Here is a 25,601-nt window from a genome sequence, read left to right as displayed (position 1 = left end):
TTCATGGAAATCATTTCAAAGGCAAAAGCCTTCGGCGGCACTCAGGGCATCTATCGTCATAAAAGTGAGGCCTGCCAGTGTGATATGACTTTTGCGCTGTTTCTGCCTCCACAGGCAGAACAGGGGCCGGTGCCGGTTTTATGGTATCTCTCCGGCCTGACCTGCACCCATCAAAATGTGATGGATAAAGGCGAATATCGCCGCCTTGCCGCCGAGCTAGGCATCGCTATTCTCTGCCCTGACACCAGCCCGCGCGGTGATGATGTGCCGGATGAGCCGGATAACTGGCAGTTCGGTAAAGGCGCGGGCTTCTATCTCGATGCCACAGAAGCGCCTTTTGCCAAAAACTATCAGATGTACAGTTATATTACGGAAGAACTGACAGAACTGGTGGCTCAGGAGTTTCCGCTGGATATGTCCCGTCAGGCAATTACCGGCCACTCCATGGGCGGTCATGGGGCAATCACCATTGCTCTGAAAAATCCTGAGCGTTTTAAATCTGTCTCCGCTTTTGCACCGATTGCACAGCCTTCCACTGCCGGATGGTCAAAGCCTGCCTTTGAGAAATATCTCGGCAGTGATCAGAGTGCATGGCGCGCTTATGATACAACATCGCTGATTGAAGACGGTCACCGGATTGAAAGCCTGCAGGTCGATCAGGGGACTTCGGACAGTTTTCTGGATGACGGTCTGCGCCCGTGGCTGCTACAGGAAGCCTGTGCCAAGGCGGCTATCCCGCTCACATTGAATATGCGGGAAGGCTATGACCATTCCTATTATTTCATCTCGACCTTTATGGATGAGCATCTGCGCTGGCACGCCGCCCGCCTGTGATATTCCGGCTTTGATGGTCTGCAAATGGCACGCCAAAACCGCAATATATGCCGCGCTGAATTTCAGCGCGGCGTCACCTTCATCAGCAAACCGTTTTTAGGCTGAGTGGTCAGTTTTTGTACCGGCCACGGCTTCGCATTTCCCACCATATCAAAGCGATGCTTTGACAACAGAACCGCCAGAGCAATCACCGCTTCCTGCATGGCAAAACTACCGCCGATACAGACGCGCGGGCCTGCACCGAATGGCAGATATTGAAAACGGTCGATCTTATCGCGGTTTTGCGGATGGAACCGCGCCGGTATAAATGCCTCCGGATTATCCCAGTATTTCCGGTGCCGGTGAATTGTCCACGGCATCACAATCACCGCCGTACCTGCCGGAATTTTCAGATCACCGAACTGATCATCCGCAAGCGCCTCACGGTTGATCGAAGGTGCAGGCGGATAAAGCCGCATCGCCTCCTCAAAAGCGGCGCGGGTCAGCGGCAGTTTTTCCAGCCATTGATGCGGCGGTAAATCCTTGCCTTCACCATTCATGAATGCATCAATTTCTGCCTCAACAACAGCACGCTCCTGCGCATCCTGAGCCAGCAGATAAAGTGTCCAGCCCAGTGCCCGTGCGGTTGTTTCATGCCCCGCACCGATGAAAGTGATGAGATTATCCTCAATCTCATCCCTCGACAGACCATCCGGTTTTTCAGCGGAGGTTTCCGTCTGCAATAACAGTGTCAGGAAATCATTCGGCATGGCTTCACCGCGATCCATCCGCTCTTTGCGCAGTTGAATTGTCTCCGCCACAATGGAACGGAAAAAGCTTAATGAACGACGGCCACGCAATTGTGTCAGGCGGGGCAACCAGTCCGGTGCGCCGAGCAGATCAAACGGATCAACCCGCCCCATCGTTTCAAACAGACGATCGGTCTGGCGGGCAAATTCTTTCGGATCACCGGCAATCTCGCCGGAAAATAATGTCTCGGCCAGAATATCATAGGTCAGCAAGGTCATATCCCGCGACACATCTGTCACCGTGCCGGATATGCGGTAGCGGTTGATGAAGGCCTGCGCACTTTTCAGCATGGCATCAGCGAAGCCGTGAATATGACGCGGTGTGAACACCGGCGCCATAGCCTTGCGTGAACGCCGCCATGTGGAGCCTTCGGCGGTCAACAAACCATCACGCAGGATCGGGCGCAAAACGCGCTGACGGATGGTACCCATCGGATAATTTTGCGGATTTTCCACCAGAACATGACGGATCAGCGCCGGATCATTGGCGATAATCGTATGCATACCGAGCCAGTTCACCTCAACCCACGGCTCATTATAGGAAGGTTCGCCCCAAAGCTCTAACGGATTACGATAGACAATCCGCATCAGCTCCAGCCGCCCGACCGGATCTTTACGCGGAACCGGTGCCGGTGGCACAAAAGGATGCTTTGCCGGAATTGCACCGGCATTTGAAAGTGAAGATCGTAGTAATTCAGTCATGATGCCATCCTGAAAATGTTTCATCATGCTGTTCTGGTATCAGTCTTGTGCCCCCAAACGCATGTCACAGTTAAATATTTTTATTTAACGTCCGAGAACATGCGTCACTCAAAAATCCAGAGCGGACATAGCAAATAGAATACAAAGGCTCTGGTGGCACCGGAAACAGCGACTACCCCAAACAGATATTGGAAAGACAATAAGGCAAAACAGCGATCCCGCAAATTTTGCCGTAATTATCTGACATGAAACTTGGAACGCGCACTGGTCAAGGCTGTCCCGCCTGCCTATATGTGGTGTTAACTCCAGAGAAATATGAAAGCCCGCTTCCGTGTCATCCGCAATCAACAGCATTATCAGCCTGCCATACCGGCTTATGCTGTTTCTGCTTGCGTTCATGATGCTGCAGTTTTGTGCCTTTCAGATGTCTGCACAGGCTTACGCACCTGTTATGCCGCTTGCAGCCGAAATTACACATGCTGCTCCGGCACCTGAAACGATGGAGCACGGGCAACACAATGAAGCGCCAGAATCCGGTCAGCATCACAGCACCAAGGGCATGGCCTGTGCGGTCAGCGGCTGTGTTATGCCTGTTCCTGTAGCACCGGTTATGGCACAAATTGATGTCTTTCCGCGCACATTAAGCGCGCCCTATATGCAGGTCTTGCACGGACTGCCGCCTGCCCTTTCCGATCGCCCTCCCATTTCTGTCTGTGCCTGAAAATTACAATACACCGCGCTGACCTTCAGCGCAGGTGATAATATTTTCTGACATAAACGGAGTATTCCGATGAAAACACTTAACCGTCGTCAGGCCATGCTGTTCGGCCTTGGTGGCCTGTCTGCTATTGCGCTACCAGCTCTGCATCTCAACCGTGCAAGCGCACAGGGCGCCCATGATATGCACAATATGGCACCTGCCGCATCTGCTGCTCCAGCAGGTGTGAAACTGCCTCACCCTGCCCTTTTGCAGCCGGATAATAGCGGATTGGTAAAGCTGAAGATCGCCAAAGGCCGCCATAGTTTTCAGGCTGGCAGCAGTGCCGCTTCCGCCGGTATTAATGGTAATTATTTCGGCCCTGTTCTGCGTCTGCAAAACAAATCCCATGTGCGTTTCGCCATTGAAAATGTGATGGATGAAGTCACCACTCTGCATTGGCACGGGCTGATGATCCCGTCTGATATGGATGGCGGGCCGCATAATGTGATTAATGCGGGCGCTATATGGCAGCCGGAATTTGACATCAATCAACCGGCATCGTTCAACTGGTTCCACCCGCATACACATATGGAAACCGCCCGTCAGGCACATATGGGTGCGGCCGGTATGTTGCATGTCAGCGATGGCGGCGACCGTGAACGCGGCCTGCCGGATACATTCGGCACTGACGATCTATTTCTGGTATTTCAGGATCGCCGCGTGATTGACGGTGACAATGTTTATGCGCCGGATTTCATGGATCTGATGCATGGTTTCCGTGGCCAATATCTGACTGTAAACGGTGCCATTGCACCAATCGCAACTGTGCCGCAGAGCATTGTGCGTCTGCGCCTGCTCAATGCCTCCAATTCGCGCAATTATCACTTCCATTTCAGCGATGGCCGGATGATGCATGCGATTGCCTCCGATGGTGGCTTCCTCGCCAAACCGGCAGCAGTGGATATTCTGACCATTGCACCGGGTGAGCGCTATGAAGTACTGGTCGATTTCTCCAATGGTATGGCTGCAGACTTTACCAGCCTGCCGGATGACGGCTCCGGCAGAACACCGAAACTGGGTGATGCACAAAGCCTTGAGCATTTAATGCGTTTTGAGGTGAGCGATGGTCTGAAAGCCGATGTGATGAAACTTGTTTCCGCATTGGAAGAACCGGCTGTTGCCGATCCGGCCAAGTCCGTCAAAACCCGCTCTTTCATCTTTGATGAAAACATGGCCGGCAATATGGCGATGATGCGCAAAAAAATGATGGGTGGCGAAAGCTCCCCGATGGGCCAAATGGGGCAGATGGACCATAGCAAAATGGATCACAGCCAGATGGGGCAGATGCAAATGCCGCAACCGTCAAAAATGCAGGAAATGATGTCCGGTGCGATGGATCACGGCGAACATTCGGCACGCTCAGCTGATCAGATGGGACCATCGCTGACTGCTGCCACCTCCGGCATCACCATGTCGATTGCGGATAAGCCTTTCGATATGAGCCGTGTAGATGTGGAAGCCAAGCTCGGTTCCATGGAAATCTGGAAGCTGAAATCTGTTGAAATGGGACACCCGTTCCATATTCACGGTGCAAATTTCCGCGTCCTGTCCAAGAATGGTCAAGCAGCACCGGATTATCAGCAGGGCTGGAAAGACACCGTGCTGGTCGACGGTGAAGCCGAGCTGCTGGTTCACTTCAAAGCAGAGGGTAAACGCTCGCATCCGTTCATGTTCCACTGCCATGTGCTGGAGCATGAAGATGTCGGCATGATGGGGCAGTTTGTAACTGTCTGATCCGCTCTTTTGAAGCAGAATTGAACATATCCGCGCCCGATGCAGACAGGCTCTTGCAAGGCCTTTCGCCTCGGGCGCGGTTTATTACATAAAAACTGGTAATTATGCCGTTTTTCAGCGCTAAAATTTGGTAAATTGGCTCTCAGCGACTATATTAAAGAGACCATTTCAGCCTGATTCGTTTCAGCACTTTCCGGCCCGTTCCGGTAAGCCGGAATCTATAATCAGCCAAATTTTTTACCGGACGGCATAAGCCTTACGGCAACGCTAACGAAAGTCTTTCATGAGCGAGACCACTGAAAATCCTCAAGGCGAGAACCTTTCCGCAGATATCAATGCGACTAATCCTGAATATGGCGCGGATTCCATCCGCGTTCTGAAAGGGCTTGATGCGGTGCGCAAACGCCCGGGCATGTATATCGGTGATACGGATGACGGCTCCGGCCTGCATCACATGGTTTACGAGGTGGTGGATAACGCGATCGACGAGGCGCTTGCCGGTCATGCGACACTGGTTACCGTGACACTGAATGCCGACGGTTCCTGCACTGTAACCGATAACGGCCGCGGTATTCCGACCGATATCCATAAGGAAGAAGGCGTGTCTGCCGCTGAGGTTATCATGACCCAGCTGCACGCAGGCGGTAAATTCGACCAGAACTCCTATAAGGTTTCCGGTGGTCTGCACGGCGTGGGCGTTTCCGTGGTGAACGCGCTTTCCATCTGGCTGAAGCTTAAAATCCGTCGCGCCGGTAAAATTCATGAAATGAGCTTTACCCATGGTGTGGCTGATGCACCGCTGGTGGAAACCGGTAATGCAGGCGATGAAACCGGTACGGAAGTCAGCTTCCTGCCGTCGCCGGACACTTTCACCATGGTTGAATTCAGCTATGAAACGCTGGAACGCCGTCTGCGCGAACTGGCATTCCTGAATTCCGGCGTGCGCATCAAACTGGCTGATAAGCGCCATGCGGATGTGATTGAGCAGGTTCTGCATTATGACGGTGGTCTGCAGGAATTTGTCAAATATCTCGACCAGTCTAAAAAAGCACTGCTGGAAGACCCGATCTATATTATCAGCGAAAAAGACGGCATGACCGTTGAAGTCGCCATGTGGTGGAACGACACCTATCATGAGCGCGTGCTGTGCTTCACCAATAATATTCCGCAGCGCGACGGCGGCACACATCTTGCCGGTTTCCGCGGTGCGCTGACCCGTCAGATGACCGGCTATGCGGAAAGCTCCGGCATTGCCAAGAAAGAGAAAGTCAATCTGACCGGTGATGACTGTCGTGAAGGTCTGACAGCCGTGCTTTCCGTGAAAGTGCCGGATCCGAAATTCTCATCCCAGACCAAAGACAAGCTGGTATCTTCGGAAGTTCGCCCTGTCGTGGAAAGCCTCGTTAATGAAGCGCTGGCCACATGGCTGGAAGAACATCCAAGTGAAGCCAAAGTGCTGATGTCTAAAGTTGTGGAAGCGGCTGCCGCGCGTGAAGCGGCGCGTAAAGCCCGCGATCTAACACGCCGTAAAGGTGCACTTGACATCACCTCGCTTCCGGGCAAGCTGGCAGACTGTCAGGAACGCGATCCGGCCAAGTCCGAAATCTTCATCGTTGAGGGTGACTCGGCTGGTGGCTCTGCAAAGGGCGGACGCTCGCGTCAAAATCAGGCCATTCTGCCGCTGCGCGGTAAGATCCTCAATGTGGAACGCGCCCGTTTCGACCGTATGCTCTCCTCCGACCAGATCGGTACGCTGATCACTGCGCTCGGCACCTCAATCGGTAAGGACGAGACCAGCGGCTTCAATCCGGAAAAGCTGCGCTACCACAAAATCATTATCATGACGGATGCTGACGTCGACGGCGCTCACATCCGCACCTTGCTGCTCACATTCTTCTTCCGTCAAATGCCGGAGCTGATTGAGCGCGGCCATATCTATATTGCGCAGCCGCCGCTCTACAAAGTGACACGCGGTAAGTCTTCGCAATATATCAAGAACGAAGCTGCCTTTGAGGACTTCCTCATTGAAACCGGCCTCGAAGAGGCAACGCTGGAACTTGGTAATGGTGAAGTCCGTGCCAGTGCCGATCTGCTGTCGATCATCAATGATGCCCGCAATCTGCGTACAGTGCTGAACGGCCTGCATACACGCTATGACCGTGCAGTGATCGAACAGGCTGTGATTGCCGGTGCGATGAATGTGGAAGCGTCCAACGATCCGGCGAAAGCACAGGCTCTGGCCGACGCTGTTGCCAAACGCCTCGACATGATCGCCGAAGATATGGAACGCGGCTGGAGCGGCACCTATTCACCGGAAGAAGGCTTCCGCTTTGAACGCATGTTGCGCGGCGTAAAAGATACCGCAATTATCGACATGGCGCTGCTTGGTTCTGCCGATGCCCGTCAGCTGGATCGTTTCAGCGAACGTCTGCATGAGGTTTATTCCACGCCGCCGGTTCTGCGCCGCAAAGATAAGAGCGAAACCATTTCCGGTGCGCTTCAGCTTCTGGAAGCAGTTTTCGCAACCGGTCGCAAAGGCCTGTCGCTGCAGCGCTATAAAGGTCTTGGCGAAATGAATGCCGAGCAGCTTTGGGAAACCACACTGGATCCGAATGCACGCTCGCTGCTGCAGGTAAAAGTGACCGATGCAACCAGCGCCGATGCCCTGTTCTCGCGCCTGATGGGTGACGAAGTGGAACCACGCCGCGAGTTCATTCAGGACAATGCGCTCAGCGTTGCCAATCTGGACGTTTAATCCATTTTGCATAATCATAAAAAACGCCGGAAATTCCGGCGTTTTTTATTTATCTTACAATATGTGTCGGCTGGATAATCAGACCGTCCGGTGTTTGCGTACGATACACCTCTACCCCATAGAGATCGCGGATCACCTCTTCACGCAGAATATCCGCCGGTGCGCCATCGGCCACCAGACAACCGTCTTTTAGCAAAAGCAGACGTGTACACCAGCGCGCGGCCAGTCCCAGATCATGCAATGTGCAGATAATGCTGCGGCCACGTGCGGAAAGCTCGCGGAAAATCTGCATCAAACCAAGCTGATGTGCTGGATCAAGCCCTGCCACCGGCTCATCGGCCAGCATCATGGGCGTGTCCTGCGCAATGGCGCGGGCTATCAGAACCCGTGCCTGCTCACCGCCCGATAATTCCCGTGCAGGCTTATCACGCAGATAGCCGATCTCCAGCGCTTCTATGGCAGAATTAACCTGCTGCTGATCTTGCACACCGAGACCGGAAAATTGCGGCAGACAGGCAAGACGGCCGAGCTGCACCACAGCCTCAACACGCATATTCCAGCTGATCTCCCGATCCTGCGCAATATAGGACAGAAACTGTGCACGCTTTACGCTTTTAAGCTGCGCGCTTTCCTGTCCGTTCAAAGTGACCGAGCCCTCATAAGGCAGTTGCGCGAGAATGGCACGCAACAGAGTGGATTTACCCGCGCCGTTCGGGCCAATCAGACCGATAAACTCCCCCTCACCGACGGAGAAAGTTACTCCGTCAATGATGGTGCGCTTCTGGCGGGAAACCGAGAGATTTTTGACGCGTAACAGGCTCAAATTTCTGCTCCTTTGCGCAATCTCCACACCAGATGCAGGAAGAATGGGGCCCCGATCAAAGCCGTCAGAACGCCGAGTTTCAGATCTTTCTCCGGCAGAATAAGGCGCACAAAAATATCAGCCGCCAGCAACATCACCGCTCCGCCCAGTGCCGAAGCCGGTAGCAAGCGCGAAGGGCGCGAACCAACTAGCGGGCGCAAGACATGCGGTACCACCAGCCCGATAAAGCCAATTGCTCCTGCCACGGCCGTTGCTGCGCCTACACTCATCGCCGTGCCTGCAACAACCAAAAACTGCACTTTGCGCAAATCAACACCCATGCTGGCTGCGGTTTCCTGCCCCAAAGTCAGCGCATCCAGTGAACGGCCGGAGAGGATCAGCATGATCCAGCCAAGACTCATAAACGGCAGGACCAGCCAGACATGGCTCATGGAACGATCATTTAAGGAGCCGAGCATCCAGAAGACAATTTCCATCAGAGCAAAAGGATTGGGTGCAAGGCTCAGTGCCAGTGATGTCAGCGCACCGGCAAAGGCTGAAACTGCAACACCGGCCAGAATAACCGTAATGGTCGAACCGCTGCCGCCTGCCAGAAACTGCACCAATAGCACTGCGATAAATGCAAAACCCAGTGCCATCAGCGGCAGACTTAAAGGAAACAGCAAAGACAGTCCGCTATAAAGCGCCAGAACCGCACCAAGTGAGGCGGAAGAACTAACGCCAAGCAATCCGGGCTCCGCCAAAGGATTGCGTAAATAACCTTGCAAGGCAGCACCGGACAAGCCCAATGTCAGTCCGATCATCGCGCCTAGTAAGGCACGGGGAAGCCGCAATTGCTGCATGATCAGCACTGTATCGCTATCCCCCGCTCCGAACAGACCGGACAGCCCCTGCGTAAGGCTGATGGAAGACGAACCGGTCAACAGTGAGATAGCAAACAGGGCGATCAGCACCACGCCAAGCACAAGCAACAGACCATAATAGCGCCGGTTCTGATCCATCATTGCTCTCCGTTTGCCTGTCTGGCACGCTGCAATATTTTCACCGCTTCCAGCGTATAGACTGAACCGCACGACCAGCTGCGCGCAGGCACAGCCACATGTTGTGTTTTACGCCCCTGCTCACTTACCAAAGCCTTCATAACCGGATGCCGGTAATTCTGATAGGCCAGTGCCGGTTTCTCATAAAACTCAGGCTCAATGATCATATCCGGCTTCAGGAGAATGAGATCTTCCAGCGATACGCGCCCTGCTGCCAGCCTGCTGTCACCGGCACCCAAATTGGTAATATCCAGCAGCTTCATAATCTCATCTGACAATGTTCCCACGCCGGAGGTGTAACCATTAGGCTCATAAAGCAGCGCGGTTACCAGTTGTGTATTCTTCTGCAAAGACCCAAGCATCTGGTCAATTTCAGCAATTTGTGCCTGTGCATTATCTTGCTGCCCTAGCACCTGCCCCATTTGCGTGATCTGCTGACGGATATCAGCAAAGCTCTGCGCATAGCCGAAACGTTCAATCCTGACACCTTCCCGCTCCAGAACTGCAAGCTTGTCCGGCGCTGTGTAGACCGAGACCAAAACCAGATCGGGCTTCAGCGCCAGTATTTCCTCAAGACCGGAACGGTTGAGATAATAATTTCCGGCCTGCTTCGCGACCGGAGAAGAAACCGGATCTGCCGCAATATGGCTGACAGAGACGATCTGAGACGGATCAGCCAGCGACAGTGCCAGAATATCCGTACAAAGATTGAGTGAAACCACCCGCTTTGACATTACCTGCGCTTGCACAGGTAAGATGCAGAAGCACAAAAGGCAGGCCGCGAGAACGGCCTGCCTTTTGGTAAAGCTGATGAGGGCGGTTAAACGCACCATTCTCAGAAAGAGGCTTTCAAACCGGCAAATGCGCCGCGACCCGGTGTATTATAGCCGTAGACTTCCTGATATTTTTTATCAAACAGGTTTTCGATACGGGCATAACCTTCAAGCTTATCTGTGAACTTATAGCTGCCGCCGATGTTAACGACGGTATATTTGTCCAATGTCCGTAAACCGGTATCTTTCATTTCACCATTGAATACCGCTTCACCGAACAAGCGGGCACGATCCTCATAGAATGTATAAGCCACATTCACAGAACCGGAATGTCGCGGACGACGCACAGCTTCTGTCCCATCAGGATTGCGTGACGAAGTATAGGTATAAGCACCACCAGCTGTAAAACCATAAAATAAGTTCAATGTTGCTGCCAGTTCCACGCCGTGACGTTTGCTCTTACCATCAAGATTTTCCACCCCAGTTGGCGACCAACCAGTATAAATTGTTGAGATCTCCTCACGCAAATTTTGCTTGAAATAAGTAACATCCGTTACCAGAAGACCATCGAAGAAAGCATATTCCAGTCCAATGTCCCAGCCAAGACTCTTCTCTGGCTTCAAGTCGGGATTACCAACAAAACCTTCAGAAAAACCAAACTGCTCATAGAAAGTCGGATTGGTCACACCGGTACCGACCGAGCTGTGCAGACGGGCATTTGTGTCAGGAATTGCCCATGCACCGCTCAGCGAGAAAGTTGTGGCATCGTCAAAATCTTTATTCACGTCATGACGCAAGCCAAGATTAACAAAGAACTGATCCGCAAACTCACCATTATATTCGCCGATAAAAGAATACATCGAGCGCTTGTGATGCTCAAACTGGGTCGGATCCATCCACGGATTGGACAGATCATTCTCCGTCGCCACCTGACGGAAACGCTCCTGCTGCCATTCCACGCCACCGGTGATTTTGTGATGAGCATCAGCAAAACTCGGCGTATCAAAAGCATAGGTCGCCTGATAAGAAGCCTTATAGCGACTACCCTTATTTTCGCTTACAGGTTGATGGGAAGTATATTCAAATTGTTTATCGCTACCACTGAAACGTAACTTCTGTGTCAACGCCTCATCTAGTGCTGTCCACGTCAAACCAATACTGCCAAGAAGCTCATTCGTTTTAGAATAAGTATCCAAAGACTCTACTGGGTCCATCGGAAAAAATGAATTGTCTAAATCAGTGCGGTTCTTCACATAACGCAAAGTCGCGTCGAGTTTGGCTGTCTCCGACAGATCAATATTGACCTTACCATTCAGCGTCAGATTTTCATCGCCGTCTTTTTCATCGCCGATATTGGAAATGTTGAAACCCTTGGTGCGGCGGTATGAGGCGGCCAGCGCCATATCGTAATTTTCAGCGCCGCCCTGCAAAAGTACACCACCGAGCCATGAGTTCTGGCTGCCGGCTTCCGTTGTACCGCTGATTTTGAAACCATCGCGCTTGCCGCCTTTGGTGATAATATTCACCACACCGGCCAATGCATTCGAGCCCCAGAATGCGCTCTGAGGACCGCGCAGGATTTCAATCCGGTCAATATCTTCCGCCTGCAAAGCGCCGAAATCATAGGCATCGCCGGAAGCGGCATTCATTTCAACGCCGTCAACCATCACCAGAAGATGGTTAGCTTCAGCACCGCGCACACGAATATTGGTCATGCCGCCTTTGGAGCCTGAGCGCGACACGGCAAAACCCGGCACCATACGCAGCGCATCGGCCACATAACGCACCTGATTTTGCTCAAGCTGCTTGCCGGTAATCACAGTTACAGCACGGCCGGTCTTACCTTCTTCAATCGGCGTGCGTCCGGCTGTCACAAGGATTTCTTTAAGCTGTACCGGTTCCTGCTTTTTCTCTTGCGCCAGCGCCGCATTGCCAAGGCTGAAAACTGTCAAAGCCGTTCCGAGTACCAAAATTGATTTTTTATGCTGCAACAAATTGCGTGTCATGCTGTCCCGCCATAGGTCAGACAATGCACGCTTTATCCGCATTACATTGCCCTGAATGATACAAACCGCATTTGAGACAGGCTGAATAAACAGTCACTTATCCGCATACGGCAACATTTTAACAATGTCACCGTCACGGACGTCCGCGCCTGCGCACCCCTCGTGCACGGGCTGGTGACCGGAAAAGGCAGGTCTCCTGACTTGCGGGTCATCACGAACGCTCCGCCTTCCCGTCCTCTCAGACAGTGGCTTACCAGAGGCCGCTCACCGTTACAGTTGCGGGGGCAGTCACGGATTAAGCACCGTGTTCCCTTTTCATTTGTCTGAAACAATGCTGCCCAGACAAAACCTTTTCCGTGTAAAGCGATAACAATGCACCGCTTCACGGTCAATTCTTAAGCAATTATGAACTGCGTTTTTCAGCAGAGCGTGATACTTGTGCCGCAGTTTCAAAATGATAGAGCATAATTCCTTAAACTTGGATCAGTTTAAGGTAAAATTATGCTCTAATTTTAAAGTGTTAGAGCGACCTTTGTGTGCCAAGTCTGGCACACGGCGCTCTAGACGCTTTAGCCGTTACAGCGCACGGATATCATCGTAAAGTTTCTGCGGAATTGTCACCGTGCCATTGGCCAGACTGCGTTCGCGGGCTTCATAGCGGCGCTGCGATGGCAGACGTGCACCCTGATCTGTAATCGCCGAGAACATTTTCTCCGCCCGCCCCATATGCTCTGCCATTGCCGCACCGAGGAAACTTTCCGGATTCAAGGCAATCACGATTTCCCCGTGTTTCGGTGTTGCGCCACGGCCATTATCCCACTCCTGAGATTCAAGGCTCAGCATATCGCCGATCAATGGCCCCGCAAGCAATTCGACCATGGCAGACAAAGCCGAACCTTTATAACCGCCGAATGTCAGCATCGCGCCTTGTAATGCAGTCTCAGCGTCAGTTGTCGGCTCACCATCTTTATCAACTGCCCAGCCCAATGGGATCGGCTTGCCTGCACGGCGATGCAGCTCAATCTCACCCCGTGCCGCAGCACTGGTGGCAAAGTCGAAAACAAACGGATATTTGCCTGCGCGCGGCCAGCCGAAAGCGATCGGATTGGTGCCGAACACACCGGTTTTGCCACCGGCAGGTGCAACCCATGAGTGGCTCGGCACCATTGTCAGCGAGACAAGACCATGCTCTGCCAGCATTTCCACTTCCGGCCACAGAGCCGAGAAATGCACACAGTGATTGATCGCCATCGCGGCAATGCCAAGCTTGCGGGTTTTCTCCACCAGCATCGGCAGGCCTTTTTCCAGTGCCAGCAAAGAATAACCGCCCTTGGCATCTACCGCGACAATACCGCCTGCACGGTCTTCTACAACCGGCACCGCATCCAGCACAACAGCACCGGTTTTAATGGTCTGAGCACAGCTCAGTACCCGATAAAGCCCGTGTGAATCGCATTCATCACGCTGGCAACTTTGCAGCAAACGCGCATTGGCCTGCGCATGCTCTTCAGAAAGACCAAGTTTAATAAAGGTCTTTTCCGCAAGATTGTAAGCTTCATCAAGCGTGATGGTAATGGTTGCGGTCATAGCTGCGATATCCTCCCTGCGCATAAAGCCTGCTTTAAAAGTAGCCTAATATATCAGATACCTAGCCCAGCCATTACGAAACAGCAAGTTATTACCTTATGAAAATAAAAAACCCGCTCAGAGAGCGGGTTTTTCAAAGCTTAAATATCAGCGGGAGAATTTACGATCGCCGCCTTCACGTGGCTTACGCGGGCCTTTTGGCTTATCGCCGTAAGGCTTGCCTTCACCGCCTTTAAAGCGGGATTTGCCTTTCGGCGCGCCCCAGCCCGGCTTGTCATCACCGCCGCGCTTGTCAAAGCGACGCTCACCACCGCGATCAGAACGCGGGCCACGGCTTTCCTGCTCAGGTGCGGTTGAAGTGCGGATCACCAGACCTTTTTCGCCGGTACCCTGTTCTTCAACAGTCGCAAAATATTCTTTGGCTTTTTCACTGTTAATCTCGAAACGGGTTTCGTTTTCGAGAATACGGATCGCACCGACATCACCCTTGGAAACCTGACCGGCTTTACAGATCAGCGGCAGAATCCATTTCGGATCAGCACGATGTTTGCGACCAGCCGACAGTGTAAACCATGCACCGCCATTGAAGGAGGAACGGTCTTCACGCGGAGCACGCTCGGAGCGCTCGCCACGTTCACCGCGTTCGCGTGCCGGTGCACCCAAGGCGCGTACCGGACCTTCAGAAACATCTTCCGGTGCCGGACGGCTTTCGATTTCACGACGGAGATAAGCGGCTGCGATCTGTTCAGGCGTATAACGCGCCTGCAATTCGCGCATCAGCTCCTGCATGTCTTCAGGAATCTCATCGCTGAGGCGTTCGTTGCTGAGGATAACCTCACGAACTTTTTCCTGAACCGCATTAATGGTCGGCGCTGCAATGCTCTTGGCATCCAGACGTGTCATTTGCAGCAGACGCTCAGCCGAACGGCGGCGGGAGAAAGGAACCACCAGAATACAGGTGCCCTTACGGCCTGCACGACCGGTACGACCGGAGCGGTGCAGCAGTGTTTCACCATTATTCGGCAGATCGGCATGAATAACCAGATCAAGATTTGGCAGATCAATACCGCGTGCAGCAACGTCTGTTGCTACGCAAACACGGGCACGACCATCACGCATGGATTGCAGCGCATTGGTACGTTCAGCCTGTGACAATTCACCGGACAGCGCCACAACCGAGAAACCACGATTGCTCAGACGACTTGCCAGATGCTTCACGCCTTCACGGGTAGAAGCAAAGATAATGGTGTTGACATTATCATAATAGAGCAGCGTGTTGATGATCGCGTTTTCGCGCTCATGCGGCGGCACAATCATCGCCTGATAAGTAATATCGGCATGTTTTTCATGGGACGCAGTGGCAGTGATACGCAATGCATCTTTCTGGAAACGCTTGGCAAGCAAAGCAATGGATTTGGAAACCGTTGCCGAGAACATCAGTGTGCGGCGATCTTCCGGTGCTTCACCGAGGATGAATTCCAGATCTTCGCGGAAACCGAGATCAAGCATTTCATCGGCTTCATCAAGCACAACGGCACGCAGATCAGACATATTCAGCGCACGGCGGGTAATATGATCGCGCAGACGACCCGGTGTACCCACGATAATATGTGCACCGCGTTCCAGATTGCGGCGTTCGGTACGGATATCCATACCACCAACACAAGTGGTGATACGGGCACCGGTTGGTGCGTAGAGCCATTCCAGTTCGCGGGCAACCTGCAAAGCCAGTTCGCGTGTCGGCGCAATAATCAGAGCCAATGGTGCACGCGGGGCTTCCAGACGATCGCCCTGTTCGAGCAGATCAGGTGCCATGGCAATACCAAAGGCAACAGTTTTACCGGAGCCGGTCTGAGCGGAAACCAGCAGATCGCGACCGTTATTGTCAGGCGTCAGCATAGCTTCCTGAACGGAGGTCAGTTCCTCATAGCCACGAGCTTTGAGCGCACCGGCAAGGGCTGGTGCAATAGTAGAAGGCAAGGTCATGAATGACTTTCAGCAATGGCTCACCCACGCATCAACTGGCCCCGACATTATTTGCTCTGAAGTTTCAGAAGCAAATGTCCCATCCCTGGCTTCATTCATGATGAAACGGCAAAAAACCGTATACCATGCTTTCACACATCCGTGACCGGTAACGTAAATAAGCAAACAACAATAAGTGATGATGCTGCGCTACGTAAAGGCGAATGACATTGAGGTCAACCTGCAACGGGCGATTGTTACAATCTATTCCGCACAGCAGACCAGTCTTTCGCTTTTCAAGGCGCTTATGTTGCAAAACCGGAGTTCTGCAACATGTTCTGGTGCCTCTTACTGCATTAACTGCATAAGATCAATGCGCTTCATCCCAGTTTTGCGCGGCTCTGGCATCAACCTGCAACGGCACAGCCATCGAAACAGCCGGCATTGCCGCATTGACCATCACCTCACGCACCACTTCAATGGTCGCATCAACCTGCGCGTCATCAACCTCGAAGATCAGTTCGTCATGCACCTGCAACAGCATTTGCGCATCGAGCTTCGCATCTGCCAGTGCCGGTTCCATGCGGATCATCGCACGGCGGATAATATCTGCCGCCGAACCCTGAATAGGCGCGTTAATCGCCGCACGCTCATTAAACGCCCGCACCTGCGGATTGCTGGCTTTGATCTCCGGATAATGAATACGGCGGCCGAAAATAGTTTCGACATAGCCTTGTTCGCGCGCGGCAGCCTTGGTCGTTTCCATATAATCCTTAATACCGGGGAAACGCTCAAAATAGGTACGGATATAAGAACTTGCCTCTTCACGCGGGATAGACAGCTGATTGGCAAGACCGAAGGCCGAAATACCGTAAATAATACCGAAATTAATCGCCTTGGCGCGGCGGCGCACTTCAGACGGCATACCTTCTACCGGTACGCCGAACATTTCAGAGGCCGTCATCGCATGAATGTCGATACCGTCATCAAAGGCTTTTTTCAGCTGCGCAATATCCGCAACATGCGCGAGTACACGCAGTTCAATCTGACTATAGTCGGCAGAGATCAGCTTTTTGCCCTGCGGCGCCACAAAGGCTGTGCGGATTTTACGGCCTTCTGCGGTGCGCACCGGAATATTCTGCAGGTTCGGTTCTGACGAAGACAGACGTCCTGTCGTCGTTACCGCCATAGAATAAGATGTATGCACCCGCTTAGTTTCAGGGTGAATATAACCGGGCAATGCATCCGTATAGGTGGATTTGAGCTTGGTAAGCTGGCGCCAGTCCACAATCTTGCGCGGCAGCTCATGGCCTTCCGCCGCCAGATCTTCCAGCACCTGCGCAGATGTCGACCACTGGCCGGTCTTGGTTTTTGAACCACCCGGCAGGCCGAGCTTGCCAAACAGAATATCGCCAAGCTGCTTCGGTGAGCCGATATTCATCTTTTCACCGGCAAGCGTATAAATCTCATCTTCAATAGCCGCAGCCGATTGCGCCAGATCACCGGAAAGGCGCGAGAGAATTTGGCGGTCAACGCTGACACCGCGCTCTTCCATCCGTGCCAGCACTTCAACCAGCGGGCGTTCCAGCCGCTCATAAACTGAGGCCATACCATCGGCCGCCAGACGCGGTTTCAGCACCTGCCACAGGCGCAATGTGACATCGGCATCTTCCGCACCATAGGCGATAGCGCGGTCAATCGGCACCATGTCAAAAGTCACGGCCGATTTTCCGGTACCCGCTACTTCCTTATAAGGGATTGTTGTGTGCCCAAGCCAGCGCTCTGCCAGTACGTCCATGCCATGGGTGCCGGTGCCTGCATCCAGCGCATAGGACAGCAACATCGTGTCATCAAAACGCGCAATATTAATGCCGAGACGATGCATGACCAGCCAGTCATATTTCATATTCTGGGCAATAATCAGCACTGACGGGTCTTCCAGCAGCCGTTTTAGTTCTGCAAGGGCTGCATTCAGCGGAATTTGCCCTTCAATCAGCCCGCCTCCGAGCAGATCACCCTGACCGGATTTATGCGTCAGCGGCACATAACAGGCTTTGCCTGCCGCCAAGGCCAGCGAGAAACCGACCAGCTCGGCCTGCATCGGATCAAGCGAAGTTGTCTCGGTGTCAAAAGCCACAAAACCCTGATCAATCGCCTGATCGATCCAGTCTTTCAGCACCGCAATATCGGTAATGCCGACATAAGCAGAATGATCGATCTTGTCAGAAGTGCCTTGCGCTTTGCGCGCTTCCACCAGAGCCTGCGGCCGCATCAGCTGGCCGCTGTGTTCTGCACTTATAGTCGCGGCTACTTTTTCCGGTGCGGAAGTTTCAGCAACATCTGTGCCGCGATCAAGATCAGGGCCGCGTGCTTCCGCGCCCCATTCTGTCTCCACAGTAATTGGCTCAATTTCCGCCGCAACCGTATCTGTGGCCTCAGCCACACGGCGGGTCAGCGTGGTCAGTTCCATCGCCTTCAGGAAGCCGATCAGCTTCGGTCCGTCCTGAGGTTCCAGCATCAGACCATCGAGATCGACCTCCAGCGGCACATCATTCTTCAATGTCACCAGCTGACGGGAAATGCGGGTCTGATCCGCAAAAGCGATAATATTCTCGCGGCGTTTATTCTGTTTAATCTCGGAAGCACGGGCAAGCAGCGTATCCAGATCACCGAATTCTTCCAGCAATTGCGCGGCAGTTTTGGGTCCGATGCCTGGAATACCCGGAACATTATCGGTTGAATCACCGGTCAGTGATTGCAGGTCGATCATCTTCTCCGGCGGCACGCCCCATTTTTCAATCACTTCAGGGATTGAAATCTGCTTGTCCTTCATGCCGTCATACATCGAGACTTGTTCAGTCACCAACTGCATCAGGTCTTTATCGGATGAGATGATCGTGACTGTCGCACCGGCCTCTTCCGCAAGGCGCGCATAGGTGGCGATAATATCATCAGCCTCATAGCCTTCCTTTTCAATGCAAGGCAGGTTGAAAGCATGAGTGGCCTGACGGATCAGGCCGAATTGCGGGATCAGATCTTCCGGCGGGGCAGTACGGTTGGCTTTATATTCCGGATAGATTTCCTTACGGAAAGTCTGTGACGAATAATCGAAGATAACCGCAAAATGGGTCGGCACCACGCCGACATCCGTATTGCGCGCATCTTTCAGGAGCTTCCACAGCATGTTGCAGAAACCGGACACTGCACCAACCGGCAAACCGTCTGATTTGCGGGTGAGTGGCGGCAAGGCGTGATATGCGCGGAAAATATAGCCGGAGCCGTCGACGAGGAAGAGATGATCACCTTTTTTCATGGTAAAAGATGTAAAGCATAAGAGCGAAAAAAGAAATCACGCCATATCGCTCGTTACGAAATAATCCTCGCTTATCTTCCGCCCTGTCCGGCACCCTATAAGCAATAACTTTTTTGTGACTGACACGCCGCGTTTCAGCCCTTGTATTGCCACTTTTTCTGGCCACATTAGCCCTATCGACAACATTGTCGGTTTCCGTTTTTCGGCATGTCCCCCGCCGGAAAACCGGGGTGGTAGCCTCCCCCCCCTCTGGCTGCCACCATTTATTACAAGCCGTTACGGTTCCCCTCACCGTAACGGCTTTTGCTTTTCCGGTTAAAGACAACAACTGCCATTTATTGCTGTGCATTGAGTTTACGCAAAAGCCGTTCCCACTTTTACAGCAAATGCCCGACATCATCCCTGTACAGTCTCCGGCCATTTACGCTAAAACCGTCCGGACTTTAAAAACACATTCATGCTTTGCGAGTCGAAGCATGCTTTTTCATGAGGGTAACATGTCAGCACTTGAACCTGTTCTTCAGCACCTCGATCAGAACCTCGACCACAGTGTCGATCATCTGTTTGATCTTCTGCGCATCAAATCCATTTCCACAGATCCGGCTTTCAAAGCCGATTGCCGCAAAGCTGCGGAATGGCTGGTAGAAGATCTGAAGAGCATTGGCTTTGATGCAAGTGTGCGCGACACACCGGGTCACCCGATGGTTGTTGCCCATCATGAAGGCGCAACGGCAGATGCCCCGCATGTACTGTTTTACGGCCATTACGATGTGCAGCCGGTTGACCCGCTGAATCTCTGGGAAAATGACCCGTTTGATCCTGCCGTTAAAGAAGTTGAAGCCGGACGCAAAATCCTGACCGGTCGCGGCACATCCGACGACAAAGGCCAGTTGATGACTTTTGTCGAAGCCTGCCGCGCCTATAAAGCAGTCCACGGCCAGTTGCCGGTCAAAGTGACCATCTTGTTTGAAGGTGAAGAAGAATCCGGCTCACCATCGCTCAAACCATTCCTCGACAGCCACAAAGAAGAGCTCAAAGCCGACGTGGCTCTGGTTTGCGACACCTCGATGTGGAACCGTGATACACCGGCGATCTGCGTTGGCCTGCGCGGGCTGGTGGGTGAACAGATCACCATTAAAGCCGCTGACCGCGACCTGCATTCCGGTTTCTTCGGTGGCGCGGCTGCCAATCCGCTGCATGTGCTGTCAAAAATTCTCGCTGACCTGCATGATGAAACCGGTCGCGTGACCGTAGAAGATTTCTATGACGGCGTGGAAGAAACCCCGAGCCAAATTCTCAAATCATGGGAAGGTCTTGGCCGTACTCCTGAGAATTTCCTCGGCCCTATCGGTCTTTCCGTACCGTCGGGCGAGCAGGGTCGCAGTGTTCTGGAACAGACATGGGCGCGCCCGACTGCCGAAGTCAACGGTATGATCGGCGGCTATACCGGTGAAGGTTTCAAAACCGTGATCGCTGCGGAAGCTTCCGCCAAAGTCTCCTTCCGCCTCGTACATAAGCAGGATCCGGATAAAGTCCGCGCCAATTTCCGCAAATTTGTCGAAGCCCGTTTGCCTGCCGATTGCCGCGTGGAATTCCACCCGCATGGCGGTTCACCGGCTATCCAGCTTTCCTATGATTCACCGCTGGTGACACAGGCCAAGCAGGCTTTGTCGGACGAATGGCCAAATCCTGCGGTTCTGATTGCCATGGGCGGTTCTATTCCGATTGTCGGTGACTTCGACAAATTCCTCGGCATGGACTCCCTGCTGGTCGGCTTCGGCCTTGAGGATGACCGCATCCATTCCCCGAATGAAAAATACGAGCTGTCCTCCTTCCATAAAGGGCAGCGCTCATGGGCTAGAATTTTGGCGGCACTTGCCGCCAAGTGAGGCCAGAATTTTGGCGGCAAGTGCCGCCAAGGGGCGCGCATTCTCGCCGCACTTTCAAAGAAATAAGATAACGGAACTTTCAATGACAACTATCCGCGTTCATAAAAACGATCTGCCTGATCTTGATAATTATCAGGTAGATTCCGTCGCTATTGATACGGAAACGCTGGGGCTCAATCCTCTGCGTGACCGTCTGTGTGTCGTACAGATTTCACCGGGCGATGGCACCGCGGATATTATTCAGATCGAGAAGGGGCTGAAAAAAGCCCCTAATCTGGTCAAACTGCTCAAAGACCGCTCGATCACTAAAATCTTCCATTTCGGCCGTTTTGATCTGGCTGTTCTGGCACATACATTCGGCGTGATGCCGCAGCCGGTTTTCTGCACCAAGATCGCTTCCAAGCTGACCCGTACCTATACGGATCGCCACGGCCTGAAAGAAATCTGCTCGGAGCTTCTGGAAGTATCCATTTCCAAACAGCAACAGTCCTCCGACTGGGCAGCAGAAACTCTGTCTCAGGCGCAGCTTGAATATGCAGCGTCCGATGTTCTCTATCTGCATCGTCTGAAAAAGGTTCTGGAATATCGCCTTGCACGTGATGGTCGTGAAAAACAGGCCGAAGCCTGCTTCAAATTCCTGCCAACCCGCGCAGAGCTGGATCTGATGGGCTGGGATGAACAGGACATCTTTGCCCACGCTTAAAAATTTAAAGCCCGCTTTAAGCGGGCTTTTTTATGATCTGTTTTATACACGCACCGGAACAGTCCCGCTGCGGTCTATAATCGCCCATTGCGGCCGTGCGAACAGGAAGCGGCCGTAGCCGGTTTTATCAATCAGCACATAGAGAATGACCGGCAGGATCACGCCCATCGCCATAGTCAGCAGCGAAATCGTGCCGACATCGGTAATGATACCTGTTTTCAGCAGCACTGTGCGGGTGACAGCCATTGGCAGGAAGAATGCCAGATACACAACGATGGAATGTGCGCCCAGATAACTCAGCACCCGATGCACAATATTCGCTGAACTTAAACAGGCGAGCAGCGATGATACGCTGATAATCGCCAGCGCGCCGAGGAAGCCGAGGAACAGCGAGACCAGCGGCAATTCGCTGTAGCCGCCCAGACCGCCCGCCTGCCATGCCTGTCCGCTCAGCAGCGACTGGCCGAATTCCGGCACAGGTGTGAACACCATCTGATATTCGACAAAAGCCCAGAGCAGCAGGCCGGTTACGGCAATCATTTTGTTGCGCGCTACCCATTCGGCCATACGGAAAATCTGCGGTGCCAGTGCATAACCGGCATAGAAATAGACAAAGCGCGAGCAGAATTCGTCAATCATGATCCAGCCGGTATGGATCGGAAGAATTTCCAGAATGGCCAGCATAGTCAATACCAGCCAATGTGGCACATCACGCATAAAACGTGTCGCCAGAAAGAAAAACGGCAGAATATAAATAAACCACAACGTGCCGAAAGGCTCGATAAAAGCCATCAGATAAGCACTAACAACACCGGAAGCACCGCCCTCAGCCATGATACCCGGCGCTTTAAAAACAAACTGAATAGTCAGCCACAGCACATAGAAATACAGGAAATGCACGACTTTGCGGTCAAGATAGCGCAGCCACGGCCGGTCGATCACCGCACTCAGAAACAGGCCGGAAATCAGAAAAAAGTCAGGCATACGGAATGGTTTGGCAAAGGCGACCACATAATGCATCCAGCCGGTCTGACCGGCGGCCTCTTCCACACCCAGCGTTGAATGCATCATCACAACAAAAATGATGCATATCCCTTTGGCGATATCGACCCAGTCAATCCGTTGTGTCACGCTATACCTATCTGAACCAGTTTAACCTGTTTTCTATAATGAAATATCACAAAAGCTGAATAGTATTTTCGTGTGCAGCCTGCATCAAATGATGCTGGAACATTTCCAGTTTCAATTAGAATATTAGAAATGCTCTATCCATTTGCTATTACGCGCATCTTTCACCGAAAACCACTGCACGTTTTTCGGGATGCGCTCTTAAGTACATTCTTGAATACAAAGCATAATTTCAAAGCCCTGATGACAGCATTATACTGTTAGCAAAACTTTACTGCTCTTTAAACTGCCTCAATTACGGTGCAAAGCACAGCTATTCAATTTTTTAAGCAGGTTTACCAACGCATATGGCTTCCAGAGATTCAAAAGACCGACGCATAGAACCGTCCTTCGGAAAGCCAGAGACGCCTGCCAATAAAGATGAAATGCGTATTGATGAGAGTGACCGTGTGAATGGCAGCGCGTCCAAAAAACGTGCACCGCGTCCTGAACGCGCTTCCCGAAAATCAAAAAAGCACGAGCAAGCCTCCGGTTCTTTCCGCTGGCTGCGTCGTCTGTTCTACTGGTCATTTGTCCTGATGCTGTGGGGCGGTATCGCCCTTGCCGGTGTGGTGATTTATATCGCGGCCAAAATGCCGCCGACCAGCGACTGGGCCATTCCTGACCGTCCGCCGAATGTCAAAATCCTTGATGTGAACGGCAAGCTGATCGCCAATCGCGGCACAACCGGTGGCGAGGCTATCGGCTTACGGGAAATGTCGCCTTTCATTCCGCAGGCAGTCATCGCCATCGAAGACCGGCGTTTCTATTCCCATTATGGTGTTGATCCGATTGGTCTCGGTCGCGCCGTCTTTACCAATATTACCAAAGGTCGTGCGGTTCAGGGTGGCTCTACAATCACCCAGCAGCTGGCCAAGAATCTGTTTCTTTCACCGGACAGAACACTGGAACGTAAGGTGCAGGAAGTGATGCTCGCTTTGTGGCTGGAGCATACTTACACCAAAGACCAGATTCTTGAGATGTATCTCAACCGTGTTTATCTCGGCTCCGGTGCCTATGGCGTGGATGCCGCCTCACGGCGCTATTTTGATAAATCTGCCAAGGATGTGAACCTCACCGAAGCCGCCACACTGGCAGGCTTATTGAAAGCACCGTCACGCCTCTCGCCTGCCCGTGACCCTAAAGCTGCCAATGACCGCGCCAAACTGGTGCTGGCAGCGATGCGCGATCAGGGGATGATCGGCCTCAAAGAACAGGCTATTGCCGAAAGTGAACCGCCGACACGTGCCGCTGCCTATTGGTCAGGGTCGGAAAATTATGTTGCAGATGCTGTATTGTCTGAACTGCCGAAGCTGATCGGCGAGACCAAAAGCGACGTAACCATCCACACCACCGTTGATCTGGATTTGCAGAAGGTTGGTGAAGAGGCCATTCGCGATCTGATTTCGCAGAACGGTAAGAAAATGGATGTCAGTCAGGGCGCCCTCGTCTCGATTGATGGTACCGGAGCCGTGCGAGCGATGATCGGCGGCTATGATTATGCCAATAGTCAGTTTGACCGCGCGTCGGAAGCCCGCCGTCAGCCCGGCTCCACTTTCAAACCATTCGTCTATCTGACAGCACTGGAACAGGGACGCACACCGGACTCCGTCCGCAATGACGCGCCGGTGCGCATCGGCAAATGGACACCAAGCAATTATAACGGCAAATATTTCGGCGAAGTAACGCTGGCAACAGCTCTGTCTCACTCGCTCAATTCGGTTGCTGCGCAGCTGGTAATGGAAGTCGGCCCGCAGGCCGTGGTCGATACTGCCCATCGTTTCGGTATTCAGTCCGCTCTCACCACCAATGCCTCACTGGCACTCGGCACATCGGAAGTCACGCTGATGGAGCTGACCGATGCTTTTGTGCCTTTTGCCAATGGCGGTTATCGCGCACCGGTGCATATGATTACCAAAATCACCGGCAGTGACGACAAGGTGCTCTATGACTATCCGGCTGAACAACAGCAACGGATTATTACCGAGCAAGTGCTGGGCATGATGAATGCCATGCTGCGCCGCACAGTTGAAGACGGCACGGCAAAACGTGCCAAATTCAGTAACTGGCCGGCTGCGGGTAAAACCGGCACCAGCCAGAGCTCGCGTGATGCATGGTTCATCGGCTATACGGCCAATCTGACCACCGGCGTGTGGTTCGGTAATGATGACGGCAAACCGACCAAGAAAGTCACCGGCGGCGGCCTGCCTGCAATGGCATGGAAAACCTTCATGACTGCCGCCCACAAAGGCGTGCCGGTTGCCGATCTGCCGAGCACTTATGAAATTCAGAATGTACTGCCGGGTGGTAGCGACGAGCTGCCGGATGCAACGGCCAGTATCGGCCAGCAGCCGCCTGCATCAGGCAGTAGCGGCTATCCTGCCTTACCGGAAAATGATGAGACTTACTGGCCACCAGCTCCCGGTGCACCGCGCCAGCCTGACGGAGCGCAATTGCCGTCTCAGCAAAGTCAGCCTGCGCAACCGCCGATCTCCGTACAGGAAAACCCTGCGCCGGTTGGAAATACAGCGCCATCGGTTCAGGATAATTCAGGTTATCCGACGCCTCTGCCGGACAATTCCGGCTATCCGGCGCAAGCACCGCAGGGCAATAATGCACCGCCGCCGGTGGCCGGAGATCCGGCCTATGACGGCCCCCGCCCGCAAGGTGATGTCGGCGGACAACCCGTGCGCAAAAACACCACATTGCTCGATGTAATTATGGGTAACGGGGAATAATCAGAGCGGTTCCAGTTAAGGATG

The 25,601-nt window shown here is 53.0% G+C and carries 16 protein-coding genes and 1 riboswitch; of the genes, 7 read left to right on the top strand and 9 right to left on the bottom strand.

What is annotated here, in order from left to right:
- Window positions 1-3 precede the first annotated feature (3 nt).
- Window positions 4-834: an S-formylglutathione hydrolase gene (fghA, locus tag K1X45_RS11435; RefSeq protein WP_220158880.1), complete on the top strand. Its 831-nt coding sequence runs from the start codon at window positions 4-6 to the stop codon at window positions 832-834.
- 62 nt (window positions 835-896) lie between these two features.
- On the opposite strand, the gene K1X45_RS11430 is transcribed toward fghA, so the two are convergent.
- Entirely contained in the window at window positions 897-2,324 is a 1,428-nt protein-coding gene (locus K1X45_RS11430) for a cytochrome P450 (protein ID WP_220158879.1), read from the bottom strand.
- 331 nt (window positions 2,325-2,655) lie between these two features.
- On the opposite strand from K1X45_RS11430, the gene K1X45_RS11425 reads away from it, so the two are divergent.
- From K1X45_RS11425 to gyrB, 3 genes are all read left to right on the top strand, one after another.
- A complete protein-coding gene (locus K1X45_RS11425; RefSeq protein WP_220158878.1) occupies window positions 2,656-3,045 on the top strand; it encodes a hypothetical protein in 390 nt (129 codons plus the stop codon).
- Window positions 3,046-3,114: 69 nt separating this feature from the next.
- Window positions 3,115-4,818: a multicopper oxidase CueO gene (gene cueO / locus K1X45_RS11420; RefSeq protein ID WP_220158877.1), complete on the top strand. Its 1,704-nt coding sequence runs from the start codon at window positions 3,115-3,117 to the stop codon at window positions 4,816-4,818.
- Between the two features lie 283 nt (window positions 4,819-5,101).
- Window positions 5,102-7,573, top strand: a complete 2,472-nt coding sequence (gene gyrB, locus K1X45_RS11415) for a DNA topoisomerase (ATP-hydrolyzing) subunit B (protein ID WP_220158876.1) — start codon at window positions 5,102-5,104, stop codon at window positions 7,571-7,573.
- A gap of 49 nt (window positions 7,574-7,622) precedes the next feature.
- Here gyrB and K1X45_RS11410 read toward each other — a convergent pair whose 3' ends face one another.
- From K1X45_RS11410 to polA, 7 genes are all read right to left on the bottom strand, one after another.
- Window positions 7,623-8,396 carry an ABC transporter ATP-binding protein gene (locus K1X45_RS11410; RefSeq protein ID WP_220158875.1) on the bottom strand — a complete coding sequence of 258 codons (774 nt, stop codon included), beginning with the start codon at window positions 8,394-8,396 and terminating at the stop codon, window positions 7,623-7,625.
- Window positions 8,393-9,397, bottom strand: coding sequence for an iron ABC transporter permease (locus tag K1X45_RS11405; RefSeq protein ID WP_220160480.1), 1,005 nt, complete (start codon window positions 9,395-9,397; stop codon window positions 8,393-8,395). The genes K1X45_RS11410 and K1X45_RS11405 overlap by 4 nt, the downstream gene beginning before the upstream one ends.
- Window positions 9,397-10,170: an ABC transporter substrate-binding protein gene (locus tag K1X45_RS11400; RefSeq protein ID WP_220158874.1), complete on the bottom strand. Its 774-nt coding sequence runs from the start codon at window positions 10,168-10,170 to the stop codon at window positions 9,397-9,399. The genes K1X45_RS11405 and K1X45_RS11400 overlap by 1 nt, the downstream gene beginning before the upstream one ends.
- A 101-nt stretch (window positions 10,171-10,271) precedes the next feature.
- Window positions 10,272-12,215, bottom strand: a complete 1,944-nt coding sequence (locus K1X45_RS11395; RefSeq protein ID WP_220158873.1) for a TonB-dependent receptor — start codon at window positions 12,213-12,215, stop codon at window positions 10,272-10,274.
- A 168-nt stretch (window positions 12,216-12,383) separates the two neighbouring features.
- Window positions 12,384-12,583, bottom strand: a riboswitch (cobalamin riboswitch).
- 208 nt (window positions 12,584-12,791) lie between these two features.
- Complete coding sequence (locus K1X45_RS11390; protein ID WP_028233563.1) at window positions 12,792-13,802, bottom strand: Ldh family oxidoreductase; 1,011 nt, start codon at window positions 13,800-13,802, stop codon at window positions 12,792-12,794.
- Window positions 13,803-13,949: 147 nt separating this feature from the next.
- Window positions 13,950-15,788, bottom strand: coding sequence for a DEAD/DEAH box helicase (locus K1X45_RS11385; protein ID WP_220158872.1), 1,839 nt, complete (start codon window positions 15,786-15,788; stop codon window positions 13,950-13,952).
- Between the two features lie 349 nt (window positions 15,789-16,137).
- Window positions 16,138-19,080, bottom strand: a complete 2,943-nt coding sequence (gene polA / locus K1X45_RS11380) for a DNA polymerase I (protein ID WP_220158871.1) — start codon at window positions 19,078-19,080, stop codon at window positions 16,138-16,140.
- A gap of 497 nt (window positions 19,081-19,577) precedes the next feature.
- Between polA and K1X45_RS11375 the strand changes: the two genes are divergently transcribed.
- On the top strand, window positions 19,578-20,969 hold the full coding sequence (locus tag K1X45_RS11375) for a dipeptidase (protein ID WP_116086257.1): 1,392 nt from the start codon (window positions 19,578-19,580) through the stop codon (window positions 20,967-20,969).
- 82 nt (window positions 20,970-21,051) lie between these two features.
- The gene (locus tag K1X45_RS11370) at window positions 21,052-21,672 is read left to right on the top strand and encodes a ribonuclease D (RefSeq protein WP_220158870.1); all 621 of its coding nucleotides are present in this window, start codon (window positions 21,052-21,054) and stop codon (window positions 21,670-21,672) included.
- A 42-nt stretch (window positions 21,673-21,714) separates the two neighbouring features.
- Here the strand turns inward: K1X45_RS11370 and K1X45_RS11365 are convergent, their stop codons facing one another.
- Window positions 21,715-22,803: an acyltransferase family protein gene (locus K1X45_RS11365; protein ID WP_255560399.1), complete on the bottom strand. Its 1,089-nt coding sequence runs from the start codon at window positions 22,801-22,803 to the stop codon at window positions 21,715-21,717.
- 344 nt (window positions 22,804-23,147) lie between these two features.
- On the opposite strand from K1X45_RS11365, the gene K1X45_RS11360 reads away from it, so the two are divergent.
- Window positions 23,148-25,577, top strand: a complete 2,430-nt coding sequence (locus K1X45_RS11360; RefSeq protein ID WP_220158869.1) for a PBP1A family penicillin-binding protein — start codon at window positions 23,148-23,150, stop codon at window positions 25,575-25,577.
- The last annotated feature ends 24 nt before the right edge of the window (window positions 25,578-25,601 follow it).

The organism is Pseudochrobactrum sp. Wa41.01b-1, assembly GCF_019464455.1.
Classification (GTDB): domain Bacteria; phylum Pseudomonadota; class Alphaproteobacteria; order Rhizobiales; family Rhizobiaceae; genus Pseudochrobactrum; species Pseudochrobactrum saccharolyticum.
Note: the sequence above shows the minus strand (reverse complement) of the source record. Positions and strands in the feature narration are given on the sequence as shown.

Coding starts and splice junctions, on each gene's coding strand:
- fghA (WP_220158880.1), top strand. CDS start 4: ATGGAAATCATTTCAAAGGCAAAAGCCTTCGGCGGCACTCAGGGCATC.
- K1X45_RS11430 (WP_220158879.1), bottom strand. CDS start 2,324: ATGACTGAATTACTACGATCTTCACTTTCAAATGCCGGTGCAATTCCG.
- cueO (WP_220158877.1), top strand. CDS start 3,115: ATGAAAACACTTAACCGTCGTCAGGCCATGCTGTTCGGCCTTGGTGGC.
- gyrB (WP_220158876.1), top strand. CDS start 5,102: ATGAGCGAGACCACTGAAAATCCTCAAGGCGAGAACCTTTCCGCAGAT.
- K1X45_RS11405 (WP_220160480.1), bottom strand. CDS start 9,397: ATGGATCAGAACCGGCGCTATTATGGTCTGTTGCTTGTGCTTGGCGTG.
- K1X45_RS11400 (WP_220158874.1), bottom strand. CDS start 10,170: ATGTCAAAGCGGGTGGTTTCACTCAATCTTTGTACGGATATTCTGGCA.
- K1X45_RS11395 (WP_220158873.1), bottom strand. CDS start 12,215: ATGACACGCAATTTGTTGCAGCATAAAAAATCAATTTTGGTACTCGGA.
- K1X45_RS11390 (WP_028233563.1), bottom strand. CDS start 13,802: ATGACCGCAACCATTACCATCACGCTTGATGAAGCTTACAATCTTGCG.
- K1X45_RS11385 (WP_220158872.1), bottom strand. CDS start 15,788: ATGACCTTGCCTTCTACTATTGCACCAGCCCTTGCCGGTGCGCTCAAA.
- polA (WP_220158871.1), bottom strand. CDS start 19,080: ATGAAAAAAGGTGATCATCTCTTCCTCGTCGACGGCTCCGGCTATATT.
- K1X45_RS11375 (WP_116086257.1), top strand. CDS start 19,578: ATGTCAGCACTTGAACCTGTTCTTCAGCACCTCGATCAGAACCTCGAC.
- K1X45_RS11370 (WP_220158870.1), top strand. CDS start 21,052: ATGACAACTATCCGCGTTCATAAAAACGATCTGCCTGATCTTGATAAT.
- K1X45_RS11360 (WP_220158869.1), top strand. CDS start 23,148: ATGGCTTCCAGAGATTCAAAAGACCGACGCATAGAACCGTCCTTCGGA.